Annotated in this window: 21 protein-coding genes; 11 read left to right on the top strand and 10 right to left on the bottom strand. The window is 76.6% G+C overall.

Translation table 11 applies throughout. The features are described from left to right. Window positions 1-82 precede the first annotated feature (82 nt). From IEV86_RS09320 to IEV86_RS09305, 4 genes are all read right to left on the bottom strand, one after another. A complete protein-coding gene (locus tag IEV86_RS09320; protein WP_043607400.1) occupies window positions 83-1,420 on the bottom strand; it encodes an MFS transporter in 1,338 nt (445 codons plus the stop codon). Next, the gene (locus IEV86_RS09315; RefSeq protein ID WP_043607396.1) at window positions 1,417-1,887 is read right to left on the bottom strand and encodes a MarR family winged helix-turn-helix transcriptional regulator; all 471 of its coding nucleotides are present in this window, start codon (window positions 1,885-1,887) and stop codon (window positions 1,417-1,419) included. The genes IEV86_RS09320 and IEV86_RS09315 overlap by 4 nt, the downstream gene beginning before the upstream one ends. Before the next feature lie 144 nt (window positions 1,888-2,031). Next, on the bottom strand, window positions 2,032-3,345 hold the full coding sequence (locus IEV86_RS09310) for a UDP-glucose dehydrogenase family protein (protein ID WP_043607394.1): 1,314 nt from the start codon (window positions 3,343-3,345) through the stop codon (window positions 2,032-2,034). Window positions 3,346-3,464: 119 nt separating this feature from the next. Further along, entirely contained in the window at window positions 3,465-4,931 is a 1,467-nt protein-coding gene (locus tag IEV86_RS09305; RefSeq protein WP_043607391.1) for an NCS2 family permease, read from the bottom strand. A 78-nt stretch (window positions 4,932-5,009) separates the two neighbouring features. Between IEV86_RS09305 and IEV86_RS09300 the strand changes: the two genes are divergently transcribed. Further along, window positions 5,010-5,237 (top strand): DUF2530 domain-containing protein, encoded by a 228-nt coding sequence (locus IEV86_RS09300; protein WP_043607389.1) that lies wholly within the window; start codon window positions 5,010-5,012, stop codon window positions 5,235-5,237. Window positions 5,238-5,270: 33 nt separating this feature from the next. On the opposite strand, the gene IEV86_RS09295 is transcribed toward IEV86_RS09300, so the two are convergent. From IEV86_RS09295 to IEV86_RS09280, 4 genes are all read right to left on the bottom strand, one after another. After that, a complete protein-coding gene (locus IEV86_RS09295) occupies window positions 5,271-8,306 on the bottom strand; it encodes a sacsin N-terminal ATP-binding-like domain-containing protein (protein ID WP_188484639.1) in 3,036 nt (1,011 codons plus the stop codon). Further along, the gene (locus IEV86_RS09290) at window positions 8,303-9,220 is read right to left on the bottom strand and encodes a DUF3027 domain-containing protein (RefSeq protein ID WP_043610231.1); all 918 of its coding nucleotides are present in this window, start codon (window positions 9,218-9,220) and stop codon (window positions 8,303-8,305) included. Before IEV86_RS09290 ends, IEV86_RS09295 begins: the two co-directional genes overlap by 4 nt. Continuing rightward, the gene (locus IEV86_RS09285) at window positions 9,220-9,603 is read right to left on the bottom strand and encodes a cold-shock protein (protein WP_043610229.1); all 384 of its coding nucleotides are present in this window, start codon (window positions 9,601-9,603) and stop codon (window positions 9,220-9,222) included. The genes IEV86_RS09290 and IEV86_RS09285 overlap by 1 nt, the downstream gene beginning before the upstream one ends. Window positions 9,604-9,725: 122 nt before the next feature. Continuing rightward, window positions 9,726-10,067 (bottom strand): hypothetical protein, encoded by a 342-nt coding sequence (locus tag IEV86_RS09280; RefSeq protein ID WP_043610226.1) that lies wholly within the window; start codon window positions 10,065-10,067, stop codon window positions 9,726-9,728. 95 nt (window positions 10,068-10,162) lie between these two features. Between IEV86_RS09280 and IEV86_RS09275 the strand changes: the two genes are divergently transcribed. The 7 genes from IEV86_RS09275 to IEV86_RS09245 all read left to right on the top strand — a co-directional run bounded on the left by IEV86_RS09275 (window position 10,163) and on the right by IEV86_RS09245 (window position 18,458). Beyond that, window positions 10,163-10,819 carry a TetR/AcrR family transcriptional regulator gene (locus tag IEV86_RS09275; protein WP_052426567.1) on the top strand — a complete coding sequence of 219 codons (657 nt, stop codon included), beginning with the start codon at window positions 10,163-10,165 and terminating at the stop codon, window positions 10,817-10,819. A 10-nt stretch (window positions 10,820-10,829) separates the two neighbouring features. Continuing rightward, window positions 10,830-13,424 (top strand): helicase-associated domain-containing protein, encoded by a 2,595-nt coding sequence (locus tag IEV86_RS09270; RefSeq protein ID WP_188484638.1) that lies wholly within the window; start codon window positions 10,830-10,832, stop codon window positions 13,422-13,424. Between the two features lie 120 nt (window positions 13,425-13,544). Next, entirely contained in the window at window positions 13,545-15,194 is a 1,650-nt protein-coding gene (locus tag IEV86_RS09265) for a DNA repair helicase XPB (protein ID WP_043610400.1), read from the top strand. 52 nt (window positions 15,195-15,246) lie between these two features. After that, window positions 15,247-16,461, top strand: a complete 1,215-nt coding sequence (locus IEV86_RS09260; protein ID WP_188484637.1) for a nucleotidyltransferase family protein — start codon at window positions 15,247-15,249, stop codon at window positions 16,459-16,461. A gap of 79 nt (window positions 16,462-16,540) precedes the next feature. Then, window positions 16,541-16,834, top strand: a complete 294-nt coding sequence (locus IEV86_RS09255; protein ID WP_052426599.1) for a PqqD family protein — start codon at window positions 16,541-16,543, stop codon at window positions 16,832-16,834. Further along, the gene (locus IEV86_RS09250) at window positions 16,831-17,259 is read left to right on the top strand and encodes a lasso peptide biosynthesis B2 protein (RefSeq protein WP_043610525.1); all 429 of its coding nucleotides are present in this window, start codon (window positions 16,831-16,833) and stop codon (window positions 17,257-17,259) included. Before IEV86_RS09255 ends, IEV86_RS09250 begins: the two co-directional genes overlap by 4 nt. Beyond that, on the top strand, window positions 17,247-18,458 hold the full coding sequence (locus IEV86_RS09245) for an asparagine synthase-related protein (protein ID WP_188484636.1): 1,212 nt from the start codon (window positions 17,247-17,249) through the stop codon (window positions 18,456-18,458). The genes IEV86_RS09250 and IEV86_RS09245 overlap by 13 nt, the downstream gene beginning before the upstream one ends. On the opposite strand, the gene IEV86_RS09240 is transcribed toward IEV86_RS09245, so the two are convergent. Beyond that, window positions 18,435-19,262, bottom strand: a complete 828-nt coding sequence (locus IEV86_RS09240; protein WP_043610510.1) for a hypothetical protein — start codon at window positions 19,260-19,262, stop codon at window positions 18,435-18,437. The genes IEV86_RS09245 and IEV86_RS09240 overlap by 24 nt on opposite strands. Before the next feature lie 128 nt (window positions 19,263-19,390). On the opposite strand from IEV86_RS09240, the gene IEV86_RS09235 reads away from it, so the two are divergent. The 3 genes from IEV86_RS09235 to IEV86_RS09225 all read left to right on the top strand — a co-directional run bounded on the left by IEV86_RS09235 (window position 19,391) and on the right by IEV86_RS09225 (window position 22,799). Beyond that, complete coding sequence (locus tag IEV86_RS09235) at window positions 19,391-19,540, top strand: hypothetical protein (protein WP_161784090.1); 150 nt, start codon at window positions 19,391-19,393, stop codon at window positions 19,538-19,540. Window positions 19,541-19,659: 119 nt separating this feature from the next. Then, entirely contained in the window at window positions 19,660-21,528 is a 1,869-nt protein-coding gene (locus IEV86_RS09230) for an ABC transporter ATP-binding protein (protein WP_229734577.1), read from the top strand. Window positions 21,529-21,623: 95 nt separating this feature from the next. Next, window positions 21,624-22,799, top strand: a complete 1,176-nt coding sequence (locus IEV86_RS09225) for a polysaccharide pyruvyl transferase family protein (protein WP_152605678.1) — start codon at window positions 21,624-21,626, stop codon at window positions 22,797-22,799. An 18-nt stretch (window positions 22,800-22,817) separates the two neighbouring features. On the opposite strand, the gene IEV86_RS09220 is transcribed toward IEV86_RS09225, so the two are convergent. After that, the gene (locus tag IEV86_RS09220; protein ID WP_043607380.1) at window positions 22,818-23,873 is read right to left on the bottom strand and encodes a glycosyltransferase; all 1,056 of its coding nucleotides are present in this window, start codon (window positions 23,871-23,873) and stop codon (window positions 22,818-22,820) included. Window positions 23,874-23,882 lie beyond the last annotated feature (9 nt).

Here is a 23,882-nt window from a genome sequence, read left to right as displayed (position 1 = left end):
GCCCCACCGGTGGCCCCAGGGGGCGATGCGTGGTCGCCCCGCGACGGCGCGGGTGGCTCGTCGCGCGGTCGCCCGCCGATGCTCAGGCGGCGGACGCGCGGTCGCCCGCCTGCTGGCCGCCGAGCTTGTACGCGGTCTCCTCACGGACCTCGCTCTCGTCCCGGTCGAGGTGACGCACCTCGAGGTGGGGCCGGTCGAGCAGGTGGTAGTGCACCTCGAGGTTCCAGCGGCGCTTGACCCACAGCGCCGCACCGGTCGCGACGAGCAGCGCCGTGATCGAGCCGATGCCGATCGCCCAGCGCGCACCGAACGTCTCGCCGATCCAGCCGACCACGGGCGACCCGACCGGCGTCGCGCCGAGGAACACGACCATGTACAGCGACATGACGCGCCCACGCATCGCGGGCGTGGTCGAGAGCTGGATGGTGCTGTTGGCCGCGGTGAGCATCGTGAGCGACGCGAAGCCGACCGGCACGGTCGCGATCGCGAACGTCAGGTAGCTCGGCATGAGGGCCATGACGCCCGTCGTGATCCCGAAGGCGAACGCGGCGCCGACGACGAGGCGCACCCGCGGGCGCTCGCGACGCGCGGCGAGGAGCGCGCCGGCGAGCGAGCCGATCGCGAGGATCGAGCCGAGGACGCCGTACTCCTCGGCCCCCATGCCGAACTCGGTGCGCGCCATCATCGCGCTCGTCAGCTGGAAGTTGAGGCCGAACGTGCTGACCACGCCGACCACCACCATGATCACGAGGATGTCGGAGCGGTTCCGGACGTAGGCGACGCCCTCGCGCAGCTGACCCTTGCCGCGCTCGGTCCGCGGTCGCGACTGGAGCTCCGACCGGCGCATCGCGGTGAGCGCGAGGATGGTCGCGGCGAACGTCGCGGCGTTGACGACGAACACCCAGCCCGTGCCGACCGCCGCGATCGCGAGACCCGCGATGCCGGGGCCCACGAGGCGTGCGGCGTTGAACGACGCGCTGTTGAGGCCGACCGCGTTGGACAACCGCTCGGCAGGGACCATGTCCGCGACGAACGTCTGACGGGCGGGCGCGTCGAACGCGGAGATGCAGCCGAGCAGGAACGCGAAGACGTAGATGTGCCAGAGCTGCGCGTGGCCCGAGAGCACGAGGACGCCCTGCGCGGCGGCGAGCACGCCCATCGCGGCCTGGGTCACGACGAGCAGCCTGCGGCGGTCGACGCGGTCGGCGAGGAGTCCGGCCCACGGCGAGAGGACCAGCGCGGGCGCGAACTGGAGCGCCGTCGTGATGCCCACCGCGACACCGGAGTCGGCGGTGAGGATGACGAGGACGAGCCAGTCCTGCGCGACACGCTGCATCCAGGTGCCGATGTTGGCGACCGTGGCGCCGGCGAACCACAGGCGGTAGTTGCGGTACTGCAGGGAGGCGAAGGTGGGACTCACTGCTCGGTGATCCTCCTGAGGATGGTCGTGGCCTGCGCGAGGGTCTCCCGCTCGGCCGGGGTGAGCTCCGCCAGCCGGCGGGCGAGCCACTCGGTGCGACGCCGTCGTGTCTCGCGCACCTCGGCCTCACCCGCGGGCGTGATCGAGACGAGCACCTGGCGCCCGTCGGTGGGGTGCGGGTCGCGACGCACGAGGCCCGCCTCGACGAGGTGGTTCACGGTGCGCGTCATGGGCGGCGGCTGGACGTGCTCGCGCTCGGCGAGCGCGCCGGGCGTCATCGGGCCGACGTTCGACAGCGCCGCGAGGACCGAGTACTGGCCGTCGGTGATCCGGTCAGAGCTGCGCTCCCAGCGCAGCCGGCGGACCGACCGGGTGAGGACGACGCGCAGCTCGGTCGCGAGCGGCGCGGGCCGGCACTGGGCGGCGGTCGGTGGCCGCTCGGTGGCGGCGGACGGGGCGGGAGGCACGGTCCCTATCCTAGGTCATTACCTGCGGTAACGACCTGGCGCGGGCGGGTGACCCTCGTCGCACCCCGGGCGCGACGGAGGCCGGGTGCGCACGCACCCGGCCTCCGCCGTCGTCGGGTCTCGCGGCGCCCGACGCGCCGTGCCTCAGGGGCGACCGAGCGCGCGGTACACCCAGCCGGCGGCCCGCCACTTGACGGGGTCCAGCGCGTTGCGCCCGTCGACGACCACCTTGTGCTTCACGACCTCGCCGAACGCCTCGGGGTCGAGGTCGCGATACTGCTGCCACTCGGTCGCGAGCAGGACCACGTCGGCGTCCTTCGCGGCCTCCTCGGGGGTGGCCGCGTACCGGAGGTCCGGCCACAGGCGCTCGGCGTTCGCGCGCGCCTCGGGGTCCGTGACGACGACGTGCGCGCCCTGGAGCCCCATCTGCGCGGCGACGCTCAGCGCCGGCGAGTCGCGGATGTCGTCGGAGTTCGGCTTGAACGCCGCACCGAGCACCGCGACGCGGCGACCCACGATCGACCCGTCGCAGACCTCGCGCACGAGGTCGACGGTCCGGACGCGGCGGCGCATGTTGATCGAGTCGACCTCGCGCAGGAAGGACAGAGCCTGGTCGGCACCGAGCTCGCCCGCGCGGGCCATGAACGCGCGGATGTCCTTGGGCAGGCACCCGCCGCCGAACCCGAGCCCCGCGTTGAGGAACCGGCGGCCGATGCGCGCGTCGTAGCCGATCGCGTCCGCGAGCTCGGTGACGTCCGCACCGGTCGCCTCGCACAGCTCGGCCATCGCGTTGATGAACGAGATCTTGGTCGCGAGGAACGAGTTCGCGGCGACCTTGACGAGCTGCGCGGTCGCGAGGTCCGTGACGACGACCGGGATGTTCTCGGAGATCGGCGTCGCGTAGACCGCGTCCAGGGCCTCCTTGGCGACGCGGCCGGCGTCGCCCTCGGGGAGCCCGTAGACGATCCGGTCGGGGTGCAGCGTGTCCTCGACCGCGAAGCCCTCGCGCAGGAACTCCGGGTTCCACACGGTGACGGCCTCGGGCTGCGCGGCGGCGACCTGCTCCGCGATGCGCTCGGCCGTGCCGACCGGGACGGTCGACTTGCCGACGACGACGTCGCCCGGGCGCAGGTGCGGCAGGAGCGCCTCGACGGCCGCGTCGACGTACCGCAGGTCGGCCGCGTGCTCGCCCTTCTTCTGCGGGGTGCCGACGCACACGAAGTGCACGGTCGCGCCGGCCGCCTCGGCGATGTCGGTCGTGAAGGTCAGCCGCCCGGTGGCGCCGACCTCCGTGAGCAGCTCGGGCAGGCCGGGCTCGAAGAACGGGGCCTCACCCCGTGCGAGGAGCGCGACCTTCCGCTCGTCGACGTCGACCCCGACGACCTCGTGGCCGAGGTGGGCCATCGAGGCGGCGTGGACCGCCCCGAGGTACCCGCAACCGATGACGGAGATCCGCACAGCAACCCCTTTCCGTCCCGCCTGTCGACGGGAGTGTCCGCATTGATCGTAGTCGTCCCGATTCGCCGGCCGGGGCGCCACCACCCGACCGGCTCAGCGCCGGACGGCGTCGCCGCAGGTCACAGACCCAGCGCGGCGCGGATCGGCCCGAGCGTGAAGTAGGCCACGAACAGCACGGCCGCGACCCACATGAGCGGGTGCACGAGGCGGGTCTTGCCGACCGCGACCTTGAGCAGGACGTACGCGATGAAGCCCGCGCCGATGCCCGCCGTGATCGAGTACGTGAACGGCATGAGCACCATCGTCAGGAACGCCGGGACGGCGATCTCGTAGCTCTTCCAGTCGATGCCCGAGACCTGCATGACCATGAGGAAGCCGACGACGACGAGCGCGGGCGCGGCGGCCTCGGACGGCACCATGTCGACCAGCGGCGACAGGAACGTCGCGAGCAGGAACGCGACGCCCGTCACGACCGATGCGAGGCCCGTGCGCGCGCCGTCGCCGACGCCCGATGCCGACTCGATGTACGCGGTGTTGGAGGACACCGATCCCATGCCGCCCGCGGCCGCCGCGACGGAGTCGACGACGAGGATCTGCGTCGTGCGCGGCGGGTTGCCCTCCTCGTCGAGCAGGTCCGCCTCGGCGCCGACGGCGACCATCGTGCCCATCGTGTCGAAGAAGTCCGCGAGCAGCAGCGAGAAGACGAGCAGCAGCACCGCGACGGGACCGACGACGCCGAACGCGCCGAACAGCGAGAACTGGCCGATGAGCGAGAAGTCCGGCGTCGCGACGAGCGAGTCCGGCAGTGCGGGGCTGTTGAGCTTCCACCCGGTCGCGTTGCTCTCGGCGTCGAACCGGCCGACGCCCGCGACGAGCTCGACGACGACCGCGATGACCGTCGTGGCGACGATCGCGACGAGCAGCCCGCCGCGCACGCGGCGCACCATGAGGACGATCGCGAGCACCAGGCCGAGGACGAACACCGCGAGGGGCCAGCCCGCGACCGACCCGCCCACGCCGAGCTCGAGCAGCGTGCCGGCCCCCGCGCGCACGAAACCCGCGTCGATGAAGCCGATCAGCGCGATGAACAGTCCGATGCCGACCGAGATCGCGACCTTGAGCTCGCGCGGCACGGCCCGGAACACCGCCGTCCGGAACCCGGTGAGCACCAGGACGAGGATCACGATGCCCTCGAGCACGACGACGCCCATCGCGTCCGCCCACGTCATCCCCGGCAGCGACGCGATGCCGTACGCGACGACGGCGTTGAGCCCGAGGCCCGCCGCGAGCGCGATCGGGAAGTTGGCGACGGTCCCCATGAGGATCGACAGGACCCCCGCGACCAGGGCGGTGGCCGCCGCGATCTTCGGCAGGTTGCTGCCGTCGCCGGCGCCTCCGCCGAGGTACTGGCCGGTGCCGTCGGTCACGAAGCCGAGGATGAGCGGGTTCAGGACGATGATGTAGCTCATCGTGAAGAAGGTGGTGAGCCCGCCGCGGATCTCCGTCCCGACGGTCGACCCCCGCTCGGAGATCTTGAAGTACCGGTCGATCGCGCTGGGCGCCGTCCGGGCGGTCGTCTGCGTCATGGCGCACAGAGTGGCAGAACTCGGGTTACCGCCGGGTGACGGTCCGGCGGCGGACATCCCGGCCGATAGGCTCCACGCGTGACCCGCCGCCCCCGGCTCCTGGAGCCCAGTCGGCTCGCGCCCGTCCAGCTGGACGTCCGGCGCGTGTTCCTGGTCGGGATCGCGGTGTGGGTCGTCGCCCTGGTGGTCACCCTCGTGCTGCTCGGCCTCGGCCGCGTCGAGGGGCGTGCCGTCGCGACGTGTGCCACGGGCGTCGTCCTGGGCCTGCTCGCGCTCGTGTGGGAGCGCCGCCACCGCAGCCGCTGAGGCGTGCGGGCGCCGGTTGCGCGCCCGCACCGGTCAGGCGTCGCGCCCCGCGTCGGGCTCGCCCGCGAGCGCCACGCGCTCGGCGTCGACGTCGACCTCCCCCGTGAGCAGCCGGGCCACGAGGTGCCGCCGGGACCAGCCGACGACGGCCGCGACGCCGCACGCGAGCCCCTCGGTGGTCGAGGCGTGCACGACACCGTCGTCGTCGACCCACCACGCCACGGGCCGACCGTCCACCCGGAGGTCCTCGTGCTCGACCCAGGTCCGCGGCGCGTCGGGCAGCAGCCCACGCACCGCGTCCGGCACGTCGCCCCGGACGCCGCGCGACGTGACGGCACCCGCGGCACGGTCCTCGGCCGCGTCCGCGTCGAGCATCGCCGCGACGGCGTCCACCGCGGCCCCGGGGACGACGACGCGCGGCCCGAGGTCGGTGCGCTGCGCCCACGCGGGCGAGCACACCACCACGTCGTCGAGCGCGGCCGCGACCGTCGCTCCGTCGGCGTCGAGGGCGGGCACGCACGGTCCGTCGACCGCGGCCTCGGGGTCGCCGACGGCGAGGCGCGCGAGCGCCGACCACGCCGCGACGGTCTCGGCGGGCGGCAGCGCCGCGCCCTCGTCGAGCGCGCCGAGGACCACGGTCCACCCGGCGGCGTCGAGCTCGTCGAGCCCGGCGACGCCGCCGAGCGCACGCCGCACGGGCTCGGGCAGGCCCGCGACGACGCCGGGCGCCGCGGGCAGGAGGGTCGGCGCCGACGTCGCCGGTCCGGCCGCCCCGGCGTCGTCGGGCTCCCCGGGGGCGAGGGCGAACGGACGGCCGAGTCCGGGCACGAGCCGCCGCAGCGTCCACGCGGTCCAGGACGGCGCACCACCGGGCGCCACGGGACCGAGCGTGCGCGGGTGCTCGGACGCGAGCGCAGCGAGCACCTCGGGCCACGCGCCGGCGCGCACCGCGTCGAGGTCCTCGACGACGTCCTGCGGCGCCGACCGGCCCGTGATGCCTGTCGCGCGGACGTACTCGTGCCAGCGGTCGAGCCGGTCGACGAGCAACGCGACGTCGTCGGGGTCGTCGGGACCCGCGCCGGAGAGGCCGTCCGCGTCCCGGTCGTCGGCGTCGTACGCCTCGGCCGGCACGGGTGTGACCGGCAGCCCGGTGCGTACGCCGACCGCCGCGAGCGCGTCGGGCCAGGCACGTGCGGTCGCGTCGTCGACGGGCGCGAGCACGTCCGGGTCGAACCAGCGCGCGGCGCGCGACCCCGGCAGCACGAGGCCCCGTGCGGGTACCGGCTCCCCGTCGGCCGCGCGCAGGAGCAGCTCACCCCACCACGCGGGCGCGGACAGCCGGGCGCCCGCGCGCAGGGCGTCCCCGACGAGGCGCAGCACGACGGGCGCGACGTCCCCCTCGTCGTCCGCGAGCACGTGCGCACGCACGACGGGGTGGACCAGCAGCGCCGGGGCCGTCAGCGTCTCGGCGCCGAGGCGGGTGTGCAGCGGGTGCGCCGCGTCAGGATGCACGATGCGCAGTCCCCACGCCGCGAGCGTGCCGACGACGTCGTCGGGCAGGGGCTCCGCGAGCACCACGAGGCCGCGCGCGCCCCGGACCGAGCGCCCGTCGGCGAGCGGGACCAGCACCGAGGCGAGCGACTCGACGACCTGCGGACCCGCGGCGCCCGCCGCGTCGAGCAGGCGCCGGTGGTCGGCGGGCGCGAGCGCGGGGAGCGAGTCGACGACGTCGGCCGCGTCGAGCTCCTCGACGGCCAGCGCACGCAGCGCGGTGCGCCGCCGCGGGTCGGCGGCGACGAGCGCGGGCAGCCGCGGCCCGAGCACGGCGAGCAGCGCGGCGTCGTGCCCTGCGGGGCCGGCGAGCACCACCGCGTCACGGGGTGTGACCGGCGGACCGCCGTCCGCCGGGGTGAGCACCGGCGCGTCGCGCAGCGCGCGGAGCGCGGAGTCGTGGAGCGCGGCGTCGAGCCTCCCCGCGGGAAGACCCGTCGGGACGACGCCCAGCGGGTCCTGCCCCTCCGCCCGGCAGGCCGCGGCCAGGTCCGCGTAGGCCTCCCCCGCGGCCGCGACGAGCACGTCCGTGAGCCGTCCCGGGGCGACCCGCCGCCGCGACGGGTCGAGCGGGAACGTGGCGACGAGCAGCGCAGGGAGCGTGCACGGGTCGTCCGTCGGCGTCGGCGCGTGCACCGACCCCGCCGGGGCGGGTCCGCTGCGCGGCACGGCCCACGTGACCCGCCACGCGGTGCGGTCGCGCTCCTCGACGGGTCGGTCCGCGAGCAGCGCCGCGTCGACCTCCCCCGTCCGGCTCACGACGACCCACCGCCGGGCGACGTCCTCGAGCGTCCGGTCCCGGTCCGCGCCCGTGACGGTGACGCTCGAGAGCGCGGGGAGCGCCAGGAGCAGCGGGTCCCCGACGGAGTCGAGCTGGTCGGCGATCGCGCGCGCGGCCGCGTCGTCGCGCAGGCGGAGGACGACGACGGTGTCCCAGCCCGCACCCGGGACGACGGGGGCGAGGTCGCCGAGCGGCCCCGTGCCGTCGAACGGGAGCCGCAGCGCCGGGAGGTGACCGTCGCGTCGCCGGACCTCGTCGGCGAGCGGGCCGATGGCGGCGACCACCTCGGCGGTGCGCGCGAGCGAGAAGTGCACGGCGTCGACGCCGTCCCCGTCGGCGGACCGCGTGAGCAGCGCGACGTCGTCGGCGACCGCCCGCACGGCCGCGAAGCCGACGCCGAAGCGGCCGACCTGGCCGGGGAGGTCGCGCTTGGCCGACGCGCGCAGCGACGCGAGCGACGCGACGCCGTGCGCGTCGAGCGGCGCACCCGTGTTCGCGGCGACGAGCAGCCGGGCGTCGCCGACGTCGACCCGCAGGAGCAGGAGCCGGCCCGGGACGCCCGCGCGGGTCGCGGCGTCGGCGGCGTTCTGCGCGAGCTCGACGACGACGCGGTCGCGGTAGCCGCCGCGCGCGTGGTCCTCCTCGGAGTTCGCGTCCTCGCGGAAGCGGTCCGGCTGCTCGGCCCACGTGGCCAGGACGGTCCGGCGGAGCCGCTCGGTGCCGAACCGGTCGGTCACCCCGGGTCCGCGGCTGCGTCGGCCTCCGGCTCGCTGGGGTCCTCGTCGGCGATCGGCTCGGCCTCGGCGGTCGGCTCGGGCTCCGCGGCCGGCTCGGCCTCCGGAGTTGGCTCGGCCTCGGCGGCCGCGTCCGCGTCCCCGTCCGAGACGGGCTCCTGGTCGCGCGGCGCCGAGAGCGTGACGAGCTCGAGCTCGTCACCGTCCGACGGCGGGTCCGGCCAGTCGCTCGGGCCGGTCGGGACGTCGGTCTGCGAGTGCGCCCCGCAGCCGTGGTCCATGCTCACGACGCGGCCGTCGTCGGGCGACCACTCGTTCGCGCACACGCCGAACTCGGTGCGCAGCGAGCCCGCCATGAGCAGGAGGAAGCCGCACGTCGAGCACGGGGCGCTCGCGGCGATCGCCTGCGGCGCCGTCGGGCCGTGCGAGCCCGCGTACCAGCGCTGCGCCGCCTCCGCGCGTCCGGTGCGCGACAGCACGCGCTCGCGGCCCAGACCGAGCTCGAAGACGGCGAGCTCGTCGGCGTCCGCGTCGCCCACGGCCTCGTAGCCGTGCTCGAGGCGGTCGTCGTCCGGCAGGAGCGGCAGCACGTCGCCCGGCCCGACGTCGCCGGGGCGCAGGCGCTCCGACCACGGGACCCACGCCGGGGCGAGGACCGCGTCGTCCCCGGGGAGCAGGTGGACCTCGCACACCGTCGCGGTGCGGCCGCGCGGGACGCGCGCGAGCGTGACGGTCCACCGCCACCCGCGGTGGCCCAGGGCCGTCGTCGCGAACGTGTGCGAGACGAGCCGCTCGGACTCGACGACGACACCCAGGTGCTCGCCGACGAGCTCGGCCGAGCCCGCGACGTCGACCGCGGCGGCGCGGGCGAGGTCGACGGCCGAGGACAGGACGGCGTCGCGCGTGACGGTGGGCATCAGGCCTCGAGGTCGTCCGCGACGGCCCGGAGCACGGTCGCGACCTTGGTCGCCGCGCCCTTGTCCGGGTACCGGCCACGGCGCAGGCCGTTGCCGACGTGGTCGAGCAGCTTGATGAGGTCCTCCACGATCACGGCCATGTCGTCCGCGGGCTTGCGGTGCGCCTTGACCACGGACGGCAGGGGGTCGAGCAGCTTGACGGACAGCGCCTGCGGGCCACGGCGGCCGTCGGCCACGCCGAAGTCGACGCGCGCGCCGGGCTTCGGGGCCGTGACGCCGGCGGGCAGCGCCGAGGCGTGCAGGAACACCTCGTCGCCCTCGTCGCTGGCGATGAAACCGAAGCCGCGCTCGGCGTCGAACCACTTGACCTTGCCGGTGGGCACTGGGACCTCTGTGTCGTGTCGTGGGGTGGGGTGGGACGCGATCAGGCTACCGGCCCGTGGTCAGGGCGTCCGCGTGGATCCTCGGTGCGGACGTCGAGGGTCAACGCCCTGCCGCCCGCGCGTCACCAGAAGACGGCGAGCACCACGTTGAGGATCGTCAGGCCGCCGATCGCGGCCCACTCGCCCGTGCTGATCGACTCCGCGCGACGGCGGCGCCACGCGAGGGCCGTGACGACCAGGACGACGACGAGCTTGACGCCGATCTTGGTGTGGTTGACGTCGCCGTCACCCATCTCGAGCAGCCCGGTGAGGAGCAGGCCCGTGACGAGCGCGGTGAGCGCGCCGTGGAGCATCGCGGGCTGCACGACCTTGCGCTCGGACCGCGTCTGCACCAGGAACCCGCCGATGATCGAGGCCATCCCGAGCAGGTGCAGGACGAGGAACAGGTTGCGGGCGAGCTCCACGGGATCCTCCGGGGTCGGTCGGGCGCGTCGTTCTCGACGCTGCGTCGGCATCGTAGCAACGCGCTGTCGGCATCGGGTGCCATCATGAGCGCACCATGCCCCGCATCACCGCACCCACCGTCGCCGAGCACCGCGCGCAGCAGCGCGCCGCGGTGCTGCGGGCCGCCGAGGAGATCGTGGTCGAGCAGGGTCGGGACGCCCTGACGATCGCCGCCGTCGCCGCCCGGACCGGTCTCGCGCGCCCCTCGGTCTACGCGTACGTCCGCTCGGTCGACGACCTGCTCGTCGCGCTCGTGCGCGCGGGCTTCGAGCGGTGGGCGGCCGCGCTCGAGCGGCACACCGCCGACGCGACCGATCCCCGGGCGCTCGTCGTGGCGTGGTTCGAGGCCGCCGCGGCGAGCGCGGCCGCGGGCGACCACCGCCTCGCCGCAGCCCTGGGCGGCGTGAGCCTGCCCGACGAGGTCCGGGGCGAGCTGCTCGACGGCCACCGGCGCACGGCGCTCCCGCTCGCGGACGCCGCGCGCCGCCTGGGCGTCGGTGACCCCGAGGCCGCGCTCGGCCTCGTGCTCGCCGTCGTCCACCACACCGTCGCACGCGTCGAGGCCGGTGCGGACCCCGACGACGAGGCGCGCCGCGCCGCCGCGTTCGTGCTCGACGGGCTCGGCGGCCTCCGTGGCGGCCCTGACGAGCGCACCGGTCCCGACGAGCACCCCGAGCGCCCCCCGGCGGAGGACCTCCCCGCCCGGCCGTAAGGTGGTGCGGATGCCCTCGTTCACGCACGCGCTGCGGGTCCGCGGTGAGGACGGCCTCGTCGCCCTGCTCGCCGTCCGGCCCGACCTGGCCGCACCGCCGCCGTCGACGGTCCGGTCGCTCGCCGCGCGCGCAGCCAACCGGACGAGCCTCGAGCGCGCCCTCTCGGGCGTCGACACGCGCACGGTCCAGGTGCTCGAGAGCGTCGTCGCGCTGTCGGGCGCGGTCCCGCCGGCGATCCCGGCGCGCGGACGCACGAGGGCGGCCCCGGCACCCGACCCGGCCCCGGTGCGCCCGGTCCCGGTCGGCGAGGTCCGCACCGCGGTCGGCGGGACACCCGTCGGTGCCCCCGACCGGCTCGGCACCGAGCTCCTCGACGCGGTGCGCTCGGCGCTCACGGCGGCGCTGCTGTGGACCGACCCGCCCGAGGCCGCCGCCGACGTCGACGCCACGACGCCGCTGCTGCCCGCACCCGGCCTCGCCGACGCCCTCGGCCCGCACCCCGCGGGGCTCGGCCCGTCGCTGCGCACGACGCTCGCGCGCCGCGGCGGCGAGAGCCTCGAGCGCCTCGCCGAGGAGGTCGCGCTGCCCGCGGCACCCGCCGCACCGCGCGCGAGCGCGGCCGAGCCCACCGGTGCTGACGACGCCGCCGCGGCAACCACGGCGCTCGTCGCCCGACTCGCGGCCCACCTCGCGCGGCAGGACGTCCTCGACGGCCTCCTGGCCCAGGCACCCGCCGGGACGCGGCAGGTCCTCGACGCGCTCGCCTGGGGTCCGCCGGTCGGCCGCTCGCCCGAGGGCGCGGGCCGTACCTCGCCGGCGCGCGCCGCCGTCGACTGGGCGCTGCGCCACGGGCTCCTCGCGGTCTCGGACGCGCAGCACGTCGTCCTGCCGCGCGAGATCGGCCTCGCGCTCCGCTCGGGTCGCACGCACCGGGACGAGGACGCGCCGCGGCTCGACGGACGCCTCGTCGACGCGGGCACGGTCGCCGCCGAGTCCGCGCAGCACGCCGAGCACACCGTCCGTCTCGTGGCCGGGCTCGTCGAGCTGTGGGGCGCCGAGCCCGCACCCGCGCTCCGCTCGGGCGGGCTCGGCCAGCGCGAGCTGCGCCGGGCCGCGACGCGGCTCGAGACGACCGACGCCGTCGCGGCGCTCGTCGTCGAGCTCGCGGGTGCCACGGGCCTCGTCGTGGAGGACGGCGAGGAGGCGGGCTCGCTCGCGCCCAGCCCCGCCGCCGACGACTGGCTCGCGCTGCCCGTGACCGAGCGCTGGGCCGTGCTGGCCGACGCGTGGATGCGCTCGGAGCGCGCGGCGTGGCTCGTCGGGACGCGCGACGAGCGGGGTGCCCTGCGGCCCGCGCTCGACCCCGAGTCCCGACGGCCGTGGGCGCCGCGGCTGCGCGCCGCGGTCCTCGGCGTGCTCGCCGACGCACCCGGGCTCTCGCCGTCGGCGGACGCGGTGCACGCCGTCCTGCGCTGGCGCGCACCCCGGGCCGCGCCGCCCCAGCACGCCGTCGAGGCCGTGCTCGCGGAGGCCCAGGAGCTCGGCGTCCTCGGGGCGGGCGCGCTGTCGCCGGCCGGTGCGGCGCTGCTCGCGGCGACCGACGACGGCACGTCGCTCACCGACGGCGCCCCGGGCCCGGCCCCGGACGGCGCCGGCGCCACCTCGGACGCCGCAGCACGACCCGCGGACCCCGCGGAGGCGCTCGCCGCACAGCTGCCCGCCGCCGTCGACGAGGTCCTGCTCCAGGGCGACCTCACCGGGATCGTGCCGGGACGCCCGTCGGAGACGCTCGCGACCCTGCTCGCGGAGACCGCCCAGGTCGAGTCGCGCGGTGCGGCGCTGACGGTGCGGTTCACCGAGTCGTCGGTGCGCCGCGCGCTCGACGTCGGGCGCACCGCCGAGGAGGTGCTCGCGGCCCTGTCGCGCCACGCGCGCTCGGGGGTCCCGCAGCCGCTCGAGTACCTCGTGCTCGACACCGCCCGCCGGCACGGGCTCGTGCGTGTCGGGATGGCGTCGTCGTACCTGCGCGCCGACGACCCGGCGCTGCTCGCGGGCCTCACGGAGGACCCGGCGCTGAGGTCGCTGGGCCTCCTGCGACTCGCCCCGACGGTGCTCGCGGCGCAGGCGACGCCCGCGGCGCTGCTCGCGGCGCTGCGCGCCCGCGGGCTCGCACCCGTCACGGAGGGTCCGTCCGGCCAGGTCGTGCTCGGGCCGACCCCCGGGCACCGCGTCCGGCCCGTCCCGGGCCGACGGCGGCGCGAGACGGTCGCGGTCGAGGCACGCGAGGCGCGCGAGCGGCGCCTGCACCGCGTCGCGCGCGACGTCCTCGCGGGCGACCGCCGCGAGCGGGCGCGCGCCGAGGACCCGTCCGCCGACGACGGCGTCCCCTCCCCCGACCCGGTCCTCGGGCTCGACCTGCTGCGCGAGGCCGCGAGCGAGGGCCGCGAGGTGTGGCTCGAGATGGTGGACCCGCACGGCACACCCGTGCGGCGCCGGGTCCGCCCCGTGCGGGTCGACGCGGGTCGCGTGCGGCTGCTCGACGCCGAGCGCGAGACCGAGATGACCGTCGCGGTGCACCGGATCGCGACCGTCACCCCGGTCTGACACCGTTCTGGCCCGTTCCGACACCGTGCGCCGCCGCGCCCACGAGCCGGGGCTGAGGACGGCGGGAACAGCGGGTCCCCGGACGGCGTTACACGCTCGTCCCCGACGACAGGAGCACGCGTGACCGACGGTCCGCTGATCGTGCAGAGCGACAAGACCCTGCTGCTCGAGGTCGACCACCCCGCCGCCGAGGCGTGCCGCCGGTCGATCGCGCCCTTCGCCGAGCTCGAGCGCGCCCCCGAGCACGTGCACACCTACCGCCTGACACCGCTGGGGCTGTGGAACGCGCGCGCCGCCGGCCACGACGCCGAGCAGGTCGTGTCGGTGCTCCTGGAGCACTCGCGCTACCCGGTGCCGCACGCGCTGCTCGTGGACGTCGCCGAGACGATGTCGCGCTACGGCCGCCTGCAGCTCCTCAGCCACCCGACGCACGGCCTCGTGCTGCACGCACTCGACCGCCCGGTCCTCGAGGAGGTCCTGCGGTCGCGCAAGACCGCGGGGATCGTGGGCGCCCGGCTCGACGACGACGACGTCGTCGTGCACGCGAGCGAGCGCGGCCGCCTCAAGCAGGTGCTGCTCAAGCTCGGTTGGCCCGTCGAGGACCTCGCCGGCTACGTCGACGGCGAGGCGCACCCGATCGACCTCGTGCAGGACGGCTGGGCGCTGCGCCCCTACCAGGAGCAGGCGGTCGACAACTTCTTCCACGGCGGCTCGGGCGTCGTCGTCCTGCCGTGCGGTGCGGGCAAGACGCTCGTCGGTGCCGGCGCGATGGCGCGGTCCCGCACGACCACGCTGATCCTCGTCACGAACACCGTCTCGGCACGGCAGTGGCGCGACGAGCTCCTGCGGCGCACGAGCCTGACCGAGGACGAGATCGGCGAGTACTCGGGCGCCCGCAAGGAGGTGCGCCCCGTGACGATCGCGACCTACCAGGTGCTCACGACCAAGCGGAAGGGCGTGTTCCCGCACCTCGAGCTGCTCGACGCGCGTGACTGGGGGCTCATCCTCTACGACGAGGTCCACCTGCTCCCCGCCCCGGTGTTCCGGATGACGGCCGACCTGCAGGCGCGCCGGCGCCTCGGGCTCACGGCGACGCTCGTGCGCGAGGACGGCCGCGAGGACGAGGTCTTCTCGCTCATCGGTCCCAAGCGGTTCGACGCGCCGTGGAAGGACATCGAGGCCCAGGGCTACATCGCGCCCGCCGAGTGCGTCGAGGTCCGGCTCACGCTGCCCGACGGCGACCGGCTGGCGTACGCGACGGCCGAACCCGAGGACAAGTACCGCCTGGCCGCGAGCGCCGCGGGCAAGAACCGCGTCGTCGAGCAGCTCGTCGCACGCCACCCGGACGAGCAGGTGCTCGTCATCGGGCAGTACCTCGACCAGCTCGAGCTGCTCTCGGACCACCTCGACGCGCCGCTCATCACGGGTGAGACGACGGTCCGCGAGCGCGAGCGCCTCTTCGCCGCGTTCCGCACCGGTGAGGTGCGCCGGCTCGTGGTGAGCAAGGTCGCGAACTTCTCGGTCGACCTGCCCGAGGCCGCGGTCGCGATCCAGGTGAGCGGCTCGTTCGGGTCCCGGCAGGAGGAGGCGCAGCGCCTCGGCCGGATCATGCGTCCCAAGGCGGACGGGCGCACCGCGCACTTCTACGCCGTGGTCGCGCGCGACACGGTCGACCAGGAGTTCGCGGCGCACCGTCAGCGCTTCCTCGCCGAGCAGGGCTACGCGTACCGGATCGTCGACGCGGAGGACCTCGAGCCGGACCGGCGCTAGCCTGACGCCGACCCGGGGCCGGGCGGGACGAGGCAGGGGGTGAGGCGCGGGCATGACGGCGCGCACGGACCGCGACCCCGCCGCGACGGCTCTCGTCCGGTGGCTGTTCCGCGACGTCGCCGGGACCGCGTCCGACGTCGCGCCGTGGCCGGCGGAGGCCCCGACGGACCCTCTCGTCCGCCTGCTCGACGTGCACCGCGGCTGGACGTTCCTCGCGCGCCGCGCGGCGTCCGTCCCGGGCCTGCCGGCGGACGTCGCGGCACGGGCCGTGGACGAGCGGCGGTCGGCGGTGACCTACCAGGTCGCGCTCGCCGCGGACCTGCTGCGCTGCGGCGCGGCGCTCGACGCCGCGGGCGTGCCGTGGGTGTGCGTCAAGGGCCCCGTCGTCGCCGCGCTGCACGAGGCGCGGGGCGAGGTGCGCCCGTTCACCGACCTCGACCTCCTGGTCCCCCCGGAACGGTTCGCCGACGCGCTGCGCGCGCTGAGCACCGCGGGCTCGGTGCTCCTGGACCGCAACTTCGCGCTCCTGCGCTCGCGCGTCCCGGGCGAGGTGGACCTGCGCGCCCCGCTCGGCACGATGCTCGACCTGCACTGGACGCTCGTGAACCGCAGCGAGCGACGGCGACGGGCCGCCGTCCCGACCGCGCGGCTGCTCGCGACGCGGGTCGACGTGACCACGGCGGCTGGGCCCGTGCCCGCGCTCGGACCCGCCGAGCGCCTCGTCCACCTGTGCCTGCACGCCGCCGGGTCGGGCGGCGACCGGCTGGTCTGGCTGCTCGACGTCGCCCTCGCGTGCGCCGAGCCGGACGTCGACTGGGACGCCGTCGTCGCGACCGCGCGGGCGTGGCGGGTCGCGCGCGCCGTCGGGCTCGTGCTCGGCCGCAGCGGCGCAGTCCTCGGTGCGCCCGTCCCGGGGCACGTCGTCGCCGCGCTGCGGGGCCGCGGGGACTGGGCCGCGGCGGACGTCCTCGCCCGGCGGCTCGACCGCGGCCGGGCGTCCACGCCCGCGCGGCGCACCCTCGGCGCGCACCTCGCCGCCGGGTCGCTCGAGCACGACCGGCTCGCGTCGCTCGCTGTCCACCGGTCCACGGGACGCCTGCGGCACGGGCGGCGCGCGCCGTTCACGGCGGACCCCGCGGACCCCGGCTCGGCCTTCCACGCCGACGGCACCGTCGAGGACCTGCACGCGTACCTCGCCGCGGTGGCCGCGCACGGTGACCCCGCCGACCCCGCGTCGGGCGTCGAGAACCGTCGACCCGGCCGCTGACGGCCCACGACGACGGCCTCGGCGGCGCGTGCCATGCTTCCGCTGACGCGCGCCGGCGCGACCGACGGACGGGGGCGGGATGGAGCACGACGGCACGACCACGGGCACCGGTCCGGACCTGCGCCTGCGTGAGGGAGCGGTCTCGTGGCGCGAGATCGACGACGAGGTGGTCGTGCTCGACCTCGAGCGCTCGGAGTACCTGTCGGTCAACGCCTCGGGTGCGGTGCTGTGGTCCCTCCTCGCGGCGGGGACGACGCGCGACGCCCTCGTCGACGCGCTGGTCGACCGGTTCGACCTCGACCGCGGTCGCGGCGAGGCCGACGTCGACGCCTTCCTCGCGAGCGCCCGCGAGCGCGACCTCCTGGAGGGATGACCACGCGCACCGGGCCCTCCCGCCTGCACCGCCCCGAGCAGCTCGCGGCCTACCTCGCGGCACCCCGGACGGGTCGCTGGTCGCCGCGCACGTGGCTCGCTGCGGGGTGGGCGGCGCTCGCCCTGCGCCGGACCCGCCGTGCGCTCGCCGCGGACGGCGTCCGGGCCCACGTCCCCCGCCCGCCCCGGCTGCCCGACGGCGCGCGCCGCGGGGTCGAGGCCGTGCTGCGCCGCACGTCGCCGACGTGCCTCGAGCGGAGCCTCGTCCTGCGGACCTGGCTCGCGGCGCACGGCGTGCCGTGCGAGGTCGTCATCGGGGTCCGGCGCGACGCGTCGGGCGACGTGACCGCGCACGCGTGGCTCGACGTCGAGTCCGACGACGCCACCGCCCGCACGTTCCGCGAGATCCACCGGTGGGCGCCGTGACGGCGACCGGTGCCCCCGCCGGCGCGTGGCAGCTCACGCCCCTCGAGCTCGCCGCGGGCCTCCCCCTGGGGCACGACCCGGATCTCGTCCCCCTCGCGGTGACCGACGACGGCCCGCGCGCGGCCGTCGAGGCCGCGGTCCTCGGTGCGCTGCTGCGCCCGCCCTGCGTCGTCAGCTTCTCGGGCGGCCGCGACTCGTCGACCGTGCTGGCGCTGGCGGCCCACGTGGCCGCGCGCGAGGGGCTCGCCCCGCCCGTGGCCGTGACCCTGCGGTTCCCGCGCCTGCCCGAGTCCGACGAGAGCGAGTGGCAGCGCCAGGTCGTCGACCACGTCGGCGTGCGCGAGTGGACGCTGCTCGACACCACCGACGAGCTCGACCTGCTGGGCGACGACGCGCGTGACCAGATCCGCCGGCACGGCGTCCTGTGGCCCCCGAACACGCACTTCCACCAGCGCATCGCGGCGCTCGCCGCGGGCGGTTCGCTGCTGACGGGCTTCGCGGGGGACGAGGTCATGTCCCCCGGCTCGCCGTGGGACCGGCTCGCGCACGTGCAGCAGGGTCAGGTCCGCCCGCGGGCCTCCGACGCGGCGCGCCGGGCGCTCGCGGCGAGCCCGCGCGCGGTGCGGCGGGCGGTGCTCGCGCGCCGCCCGGACCCGACGCCCGCGCGCCCCTGGCTGCGCCCGCACGCGGCCGACGCCCTGCGACGCGCCAAGGTCGGGGCCGAGGCGGAGCTGCCGGTGCGACCCGACGACGCGCTGGTCGACGGGTGGTGGCGGGCCCGGTACCGGACGGTCGCGACCGCGAGCCTCGCGCGCGTCGGCGCGGACCACGACGCCGTCGTCGTGCACCCGTTCACCGAGCCGGGGGTGCTGTCGGCGCTGGCCGGTGCGCACCGGGTACGGCTGCCGCGTTCGCGCGCGCAGGCGCTCGGCGCGCTGGTCGGGGACCTGCTGCCCGCCGAGGTGCTCGTGCGCCGCTCGAAGGCCGAGTTCGGCCGCGCCTTCTGGGGCCCGGGCGCGCGTGACTTCGCGCACGGGTGGGACGGCACGGGCGTCGACAGCACGCTCGTCGACCCGGACACGCTCCACACCGCCTGGTCCGCGGATCGCCCGGACGGTCGCTCGTTCGCGCTGCTCCAGCACGCGTGGGCGGCGTCCGCCCGGGCCGGGGGCGCGTCAGCCGACGACGGCGAGCAGTGAGTCGAGCGCGCGGTCGGCCTCGGACCACGACCGCGGACGGACCCAGCGCACGACGGGGACGCGCGCCAGGTCCATGACCCGCTCGGGTCGGCGCGGGACGCGGCTCAGCGCGAGGTTCGCCATGAGCACGCCGAGCCGCTCCGCGGGCCTGAGCACCTCGACGCGGTGCTCGTCACCCCACTGCGGCAGCACCCAGCCCACGAGCGGCCCGGGGCGGACCTCCGGGTCGAGCCGCACGCGCCACCGCTCGCGAGCGCCGACGACGCCGATGCCATCCCCCGTCGCCAGGCGGCGCGCCGCCTCCTCGCGCAGGTCCAGGCACGCGGGACCGGGCAGGACCTGGCCGCCGTCGACGACGACGACGTCGTCCGCCAGCACCGCGTGACCGCGCGCGTGCAGCGTCGCGAGCGCCGTGCTCTTGCCCGCCTCGCGTGCGCCGAGCACGCCCCAGACGCCGCTCGGCGCGAGGAAGGCACCCGCGTGCAGCGCGTCCCGGTCGAGCCAGCGGCTCACGACGGCGGTCGTGAGGCTGAGGAAGGGGTGCAGGTACGCCTCGGGCGGGTGCTCGCGCGTCATCACGAAGGTCGCGGTGAGCGACACCCGGTCGACGTGCACGTCGCCGTCGGCGCGTTCGAGGCGGTACGCCGCACGCTCCTCGGTCACCTCGTCGGCCGTCAGGGACCTCGCGCCCACCGTGGGCCGCACCGTGAGCACGGGCCAGGCGGGGTCCGCGGGGCGCAGCAGCGCGTCGACGCCGTCGAGGCCCCGGAGCCGCAGTCCGTACTGCGCGCGCTCACCTGCCACGGCTCGCCCTCCTGCCGCGGGCGGGGTACGCCCGGTTCGCCCTCGTTGCCACCGGTTCGGGCGGCCCCTACGATCCCACACAACGGTGGCGGGAGGAGCCCACGCCGCCCAGCAGAGGGGACGACCACATGGATGCCCGGTACACCTCGCCGTCGATCGAGCCGATCGGCTCGCTCCACGGCATGACCCTGGTCACCTACAAGGACGCGACGGGCACGGACGGCATCGTCTTCACGTCGCCCGACGGCGACATCGCCCTCGGCCCCGTCTCGTCCTGACGGCCAGCTGACGGACAGCTGACGGACATCGCGACCGGCCGCCGGGACACCCACCCGGCCGGCCGGTCGCGCTGCGTCCGGGGCCGCCCCGGCGCGACCGTGACCCGCACCGACCACCTGTGAGCGACACCTCCCCCGCCCCCGCGCAGGACCAGCCCCGCACTCCCGCGCGCCGACCCGTCCGCCGAGCCGCCCCCACGCCGGGCCGCCCCGGCCGCGCCGGCCTCCTCCTCGGCGCGCTGCGGACGACCGTCGAGGCCGACCGCCGTGGCGTCGCGCTCGCCGCCGCGCTCCAGCTGCTGGGCGCCGCGGCGGGAGTCGGCGTCGTCCTCGCGAGCAGGCTCGCGCTCGGCGCGGTGCTCACGCCCGGCACCTCGGCCGCGGCGCTCGTGCCCGGGCTCGCGCTGCTGGCGCTCGCGACCGCCGTCTCGGGCGCGGCGGGTGCCCTCCAGGGTCAGCAGCAGCGCCTGCTGGGCGAACGCGTCGCGCAGCGCGTGTGGCGGCGCCTGCTCGAGGCGTGCGCGGCGGTCGACCTCGTGCGGTACGAGTCGACCGCGTTCGTCATGCGCCTCGAGCGCGTCACGTCGAACGCGCTCACCCGGCCGACGGCGGTCGTCACGGGCGTGCTCGGCTCGCTCGGCGGCGTCCTCGGCGTGACCGCGATGGCGGTCGCCCTCGTGGCGATCGAGCCGGTGCTCGTGCCCCTCCTGCTCCTCGCGGGGCTGCCCGCCGTGCTGCTGGCCAGGCGAGCGAGCCGCGCCGAGTTCGAGTTCGCGACGCGTGCGACGCCCGGCCTGCGCCGTCGCACCTACCTGCGGATGCTCGTGAGCCACCGCGCGTTCGTCACCGAGACGCGGGCGGCGGACGCCGCACCCGAGGTCCTGCGGCGGCTCGCGGCCGAGGACGCCGCGCACGAGGAGCGCCTGCGACGACAGGTGCGGGTGCGCCAGGGCCTCAACCTCCTCGGGGCCGGGGCGTCCGCCGTCGGGCTCGCGCTGGCGCTCGCCGTCATCGTGCTGCTCGTGGACGCCGACCGGATCGGCCTGGCCGACGCGGGCGCGGCCGCGGTCGCCGCACGCCTGCTCGCGGGTCAGCTCGGCGGCGTGGTGCGCTCGGCGTCGGGGCTCGTCGAGAGCGCGCCCTTCCTGCGGGACCTCGAGGACTTCGTCGCGCAGTGCCCGCCCGCGGCGCCGCCCGGCACGCCGCGGCGCCTGCGCACCGGGCTGCGCGCGACCGACGTCCGCTTCACGTACGAGGGAGCGGGCCGGCCCGCGGTCGACGGCGTGAGCATCGAGGTCCCCGCCGGGTCCGTCGTGGCGCTCGTGGGCGAGAACGGCTCGGGCAAGACGACGCTCGCGAAGATGGTGTCGGGCCTCTTCGAGCCGACGTCGGGCTCGGTCACCTGGGACGGCGCGCCGCTGCCCGCCGCGGACCTGCGCGCCTCGGTGAGCGTCGTGCTCCAGGACTTCGTGCGGTACCAGATGACCGCGCTCGACAACGTGACGCTGTCCGACTCCGCGACGCCCCCGGACCGGGCCCGCGCCGAGGACGTCGCGCGCCGCGTCGGCCTCGGTGACGCGATCGACCGGCTGCCCGCCGGGCTCGACACCCCGTTGGGCCGTGAGCTCGCCGAGGGTGCCGACCTCTCGGGCGGGCAGTGGCAGCGGGTCGCGCTCGCACGCGCCCTGTACCGGGACCGCGACGTGGTCGTGCTCGACGAGCCCAGCGCGGCCCTCGACCCGCGCGCCGAGCACGAGCTGTTCGCGGACGTGCGGCGCGTCCTGGACGGGCGCGCCGCGCTGCTCATCACGCACCGCTGGAGCAGCGTGCGGCTCGCGGACCACATCTACGTGCTCGACGAGGGGCGCGTGCTCGAGCACGGCACGCACGACGAGCTCGTCGCGCACGGCGGCCGGTACGCCGAGCTGTACGCGCTCCAGTCCGCCGCGTACGGAGTCGGCCTTGGTCACCCCGCCGAGCGTGGTTAGAGTCCCTCCATTGAACGGTTCGTCCTGGTTCGGGACGGGTTCGTAGGGCGCGACGACGCGGCCTGTCCGCCACACCTGTCGACGGAGGGACCGCCTTGGTTGCCGCTGCCCAGCCACCCACGAACGTGTCGACCGCGCCCGCTGCCGGGATGCTGTCCGGCGTCCGCCGCCGGGTCGGCGAGCTGCGTCGGGCGACGGGCTACGTCCCGTTCCTGCGCAGCCACGGACGGTCGGCCGCGTACGTCGGCTGGTCCGGGAACGGCAACCTCGGCGACGAGGCGATGCTCGAGGCCCACCGCCGGCTCCTCGCGCCGTGGGACGTGCGCCAGGTCCCCAACCTCCCCGACAACGCGGTCCTGCGCGCCGTGGGCCGCCGCGGCGCGATCGGCGCGGTGTGCCTCGGCGGCGGGACGCTGATCTTCAACGGGCACTTCCGCGAGACGCTCACCGCCCTGCTGGCCGCCGCCCCGTCCGCACCGCGGACGATGCTGAGCGTCGGCGTCGAGGACCCCACCTACGCCCAGGGGCGGCGCGCCGCCGTCCGGGCCGAGCCTGCGCTGTGGGCGCCGATCCTGCGCGAGTTCCCCACGGTCCGCGTGCGCGGCCCGCGGAGCGCCGCGTCGCTCGCCGAGATCGGCGTCGACGCGCAGGTCGTCGGCGACCCGGCGCTCGCCCTCGCGCTGCCGGCCGACCTCGCGGACCCGCTCTCGGGCGACATGGCCGCGGTGCGCGGCGAGCGCCCGGTCGTCGGCATCAACGTCGGCGTGACGGACGATCTGTGGGGCCAGGACGAGGACGGGCTCCTGGGCCACGTGCGCGACCTCGCGCGCCGCCTCGTCGAGCGCGGCACCGAGGTGCGCCTCATCAGCACGACCACCGAGGACACGGCGCCCCTCGAGCGGCTCGCTGCGGAGGTCCCGGGCGTCGTGGCGCCGCCCGCGTGCGAGCTCGACACCGTGCTGCGTGCGCTCGCGGCCTGCGACGTGCTCGTGGGCGAGAAGCTGCACGCGCTCGTCCTCGCGGCGCGTGTGGGGGTGCCCGGCATCGCCATGGAGTACCGGCCCAAGTGCCGCGACTTCCAGCAGTCCGTGGGCCGCGAGCGCTACACGTTGCGCACCGACGAGCTCACCTCGGGCTCGCTCCTCGAGCTGGTCGACGAGGTGCTCGCCGACCTCGACGCGCAGCGCGCGGCGATGGTCGCCGAGGTCGCGACGCTCGCGACCGAGCTCGAGCGCGCCGCCGACGACGCCCGGAGCACGCTCGTCGCCTGACGCGACGCGCCGCCCTCGTCAGGCGAGGGCGGCGTCCAGGACCTCGGCGAGCCGGGCGGCGTGGCCGCGCGTGCTGAACGTCGCGTCGACCGCCGCACGGCCGAGCGCACCCTGGTCGTCGGCGCCGGCCGGGTCCTCCAAAAGAGCCAGGCACGCGCGGGCCGCGGCGTCGGCGTCACCCGCGGGCACGAGCACGAGCCCGCCGTCACGCGCGTAGTCCGCCATGCCGGGGTTCGCCGTCGCGACCGCCGGCCGGCCGGTCGCGAGGGTCTCCAGCACCGCGGTGGCCCCCGACACGTGCGTGTTGGGACGCGTGAGGACCATCGTCGTCGCGGCGCGCTGGACGAGGTCGCACAGGTCGGCGTGGCCGAGCGACGGCACGAGCGTCGCGCCGTCGACCGCCGCGACGTCCGCGGCGGGCACCGTCCGCGAGACGACGACGAGCCGGCTCGACGGGCGGGCGCGCCGCACCTGGGCGAACGCGCGCAGCACGGTCGGGAAGTCGCGGTGCCGGTCGTTGCCGACGCTCACGACCAGGTCACGGTCGATGCGCGCGGCGTCGTCGACCGGCCGGAAGAAGTCCGCGTCGACGCCGAACGCGATGGGCGCGATGCGCGCCTCGTCGACCCCGAAGGCGTCCCGCAGGACCGGGACCTGGGCGGTGCTGTGCACGAAGACGCGCGCGGCACGGCGCAGCCCCGCCCCGATCGCACGGTGCACGGGCGCGGCCAGCCGACCCTCGGTCGCCCAGATGATGTTCGTGACGACGGGAGCGCCGCCCCGCCGCAGCGCGAGCGGGACCCCCATGCGCTCGTCCCAGCTGAGGACGACCTCGGGACCGCGCGGGACGCCCGGCGCGAGCCAGTCGATCCCCCCGCCGACGCGCCGGACGACGCCGCGCGCCCGGTCGACGACCGACGGCGACGGCCGCCAGTCGCGGACCGCGTAGCCGTGCGCCGCGAGCCGGTCGAGGCCGTAGGGGTAGGCGTCGGGCACCTCACCGGCAGCGTGCCGTCGTCGCCACGCGGCCGTGTCGAGACCGCCGCTGAACACGGGCTGGACGTCGACGCCCATCGTCGTCCC

Origin of the sequence: Cellulomonas carbonis, from assembly GCF_014636275.1 — a bacterium.
GTDB classification, from domain to species: Bacteria; Actinomycetota; Actinomycetes; order Actinomycetales; family Cellulomonadaceae; genus Actinotalea; species Actinotalea carbonis.
The sequence above is the reverse complement of the archived record's forward strand: the minus strand, read 5'-3'. Positions and strand labels throughout refer to the sequence as shown.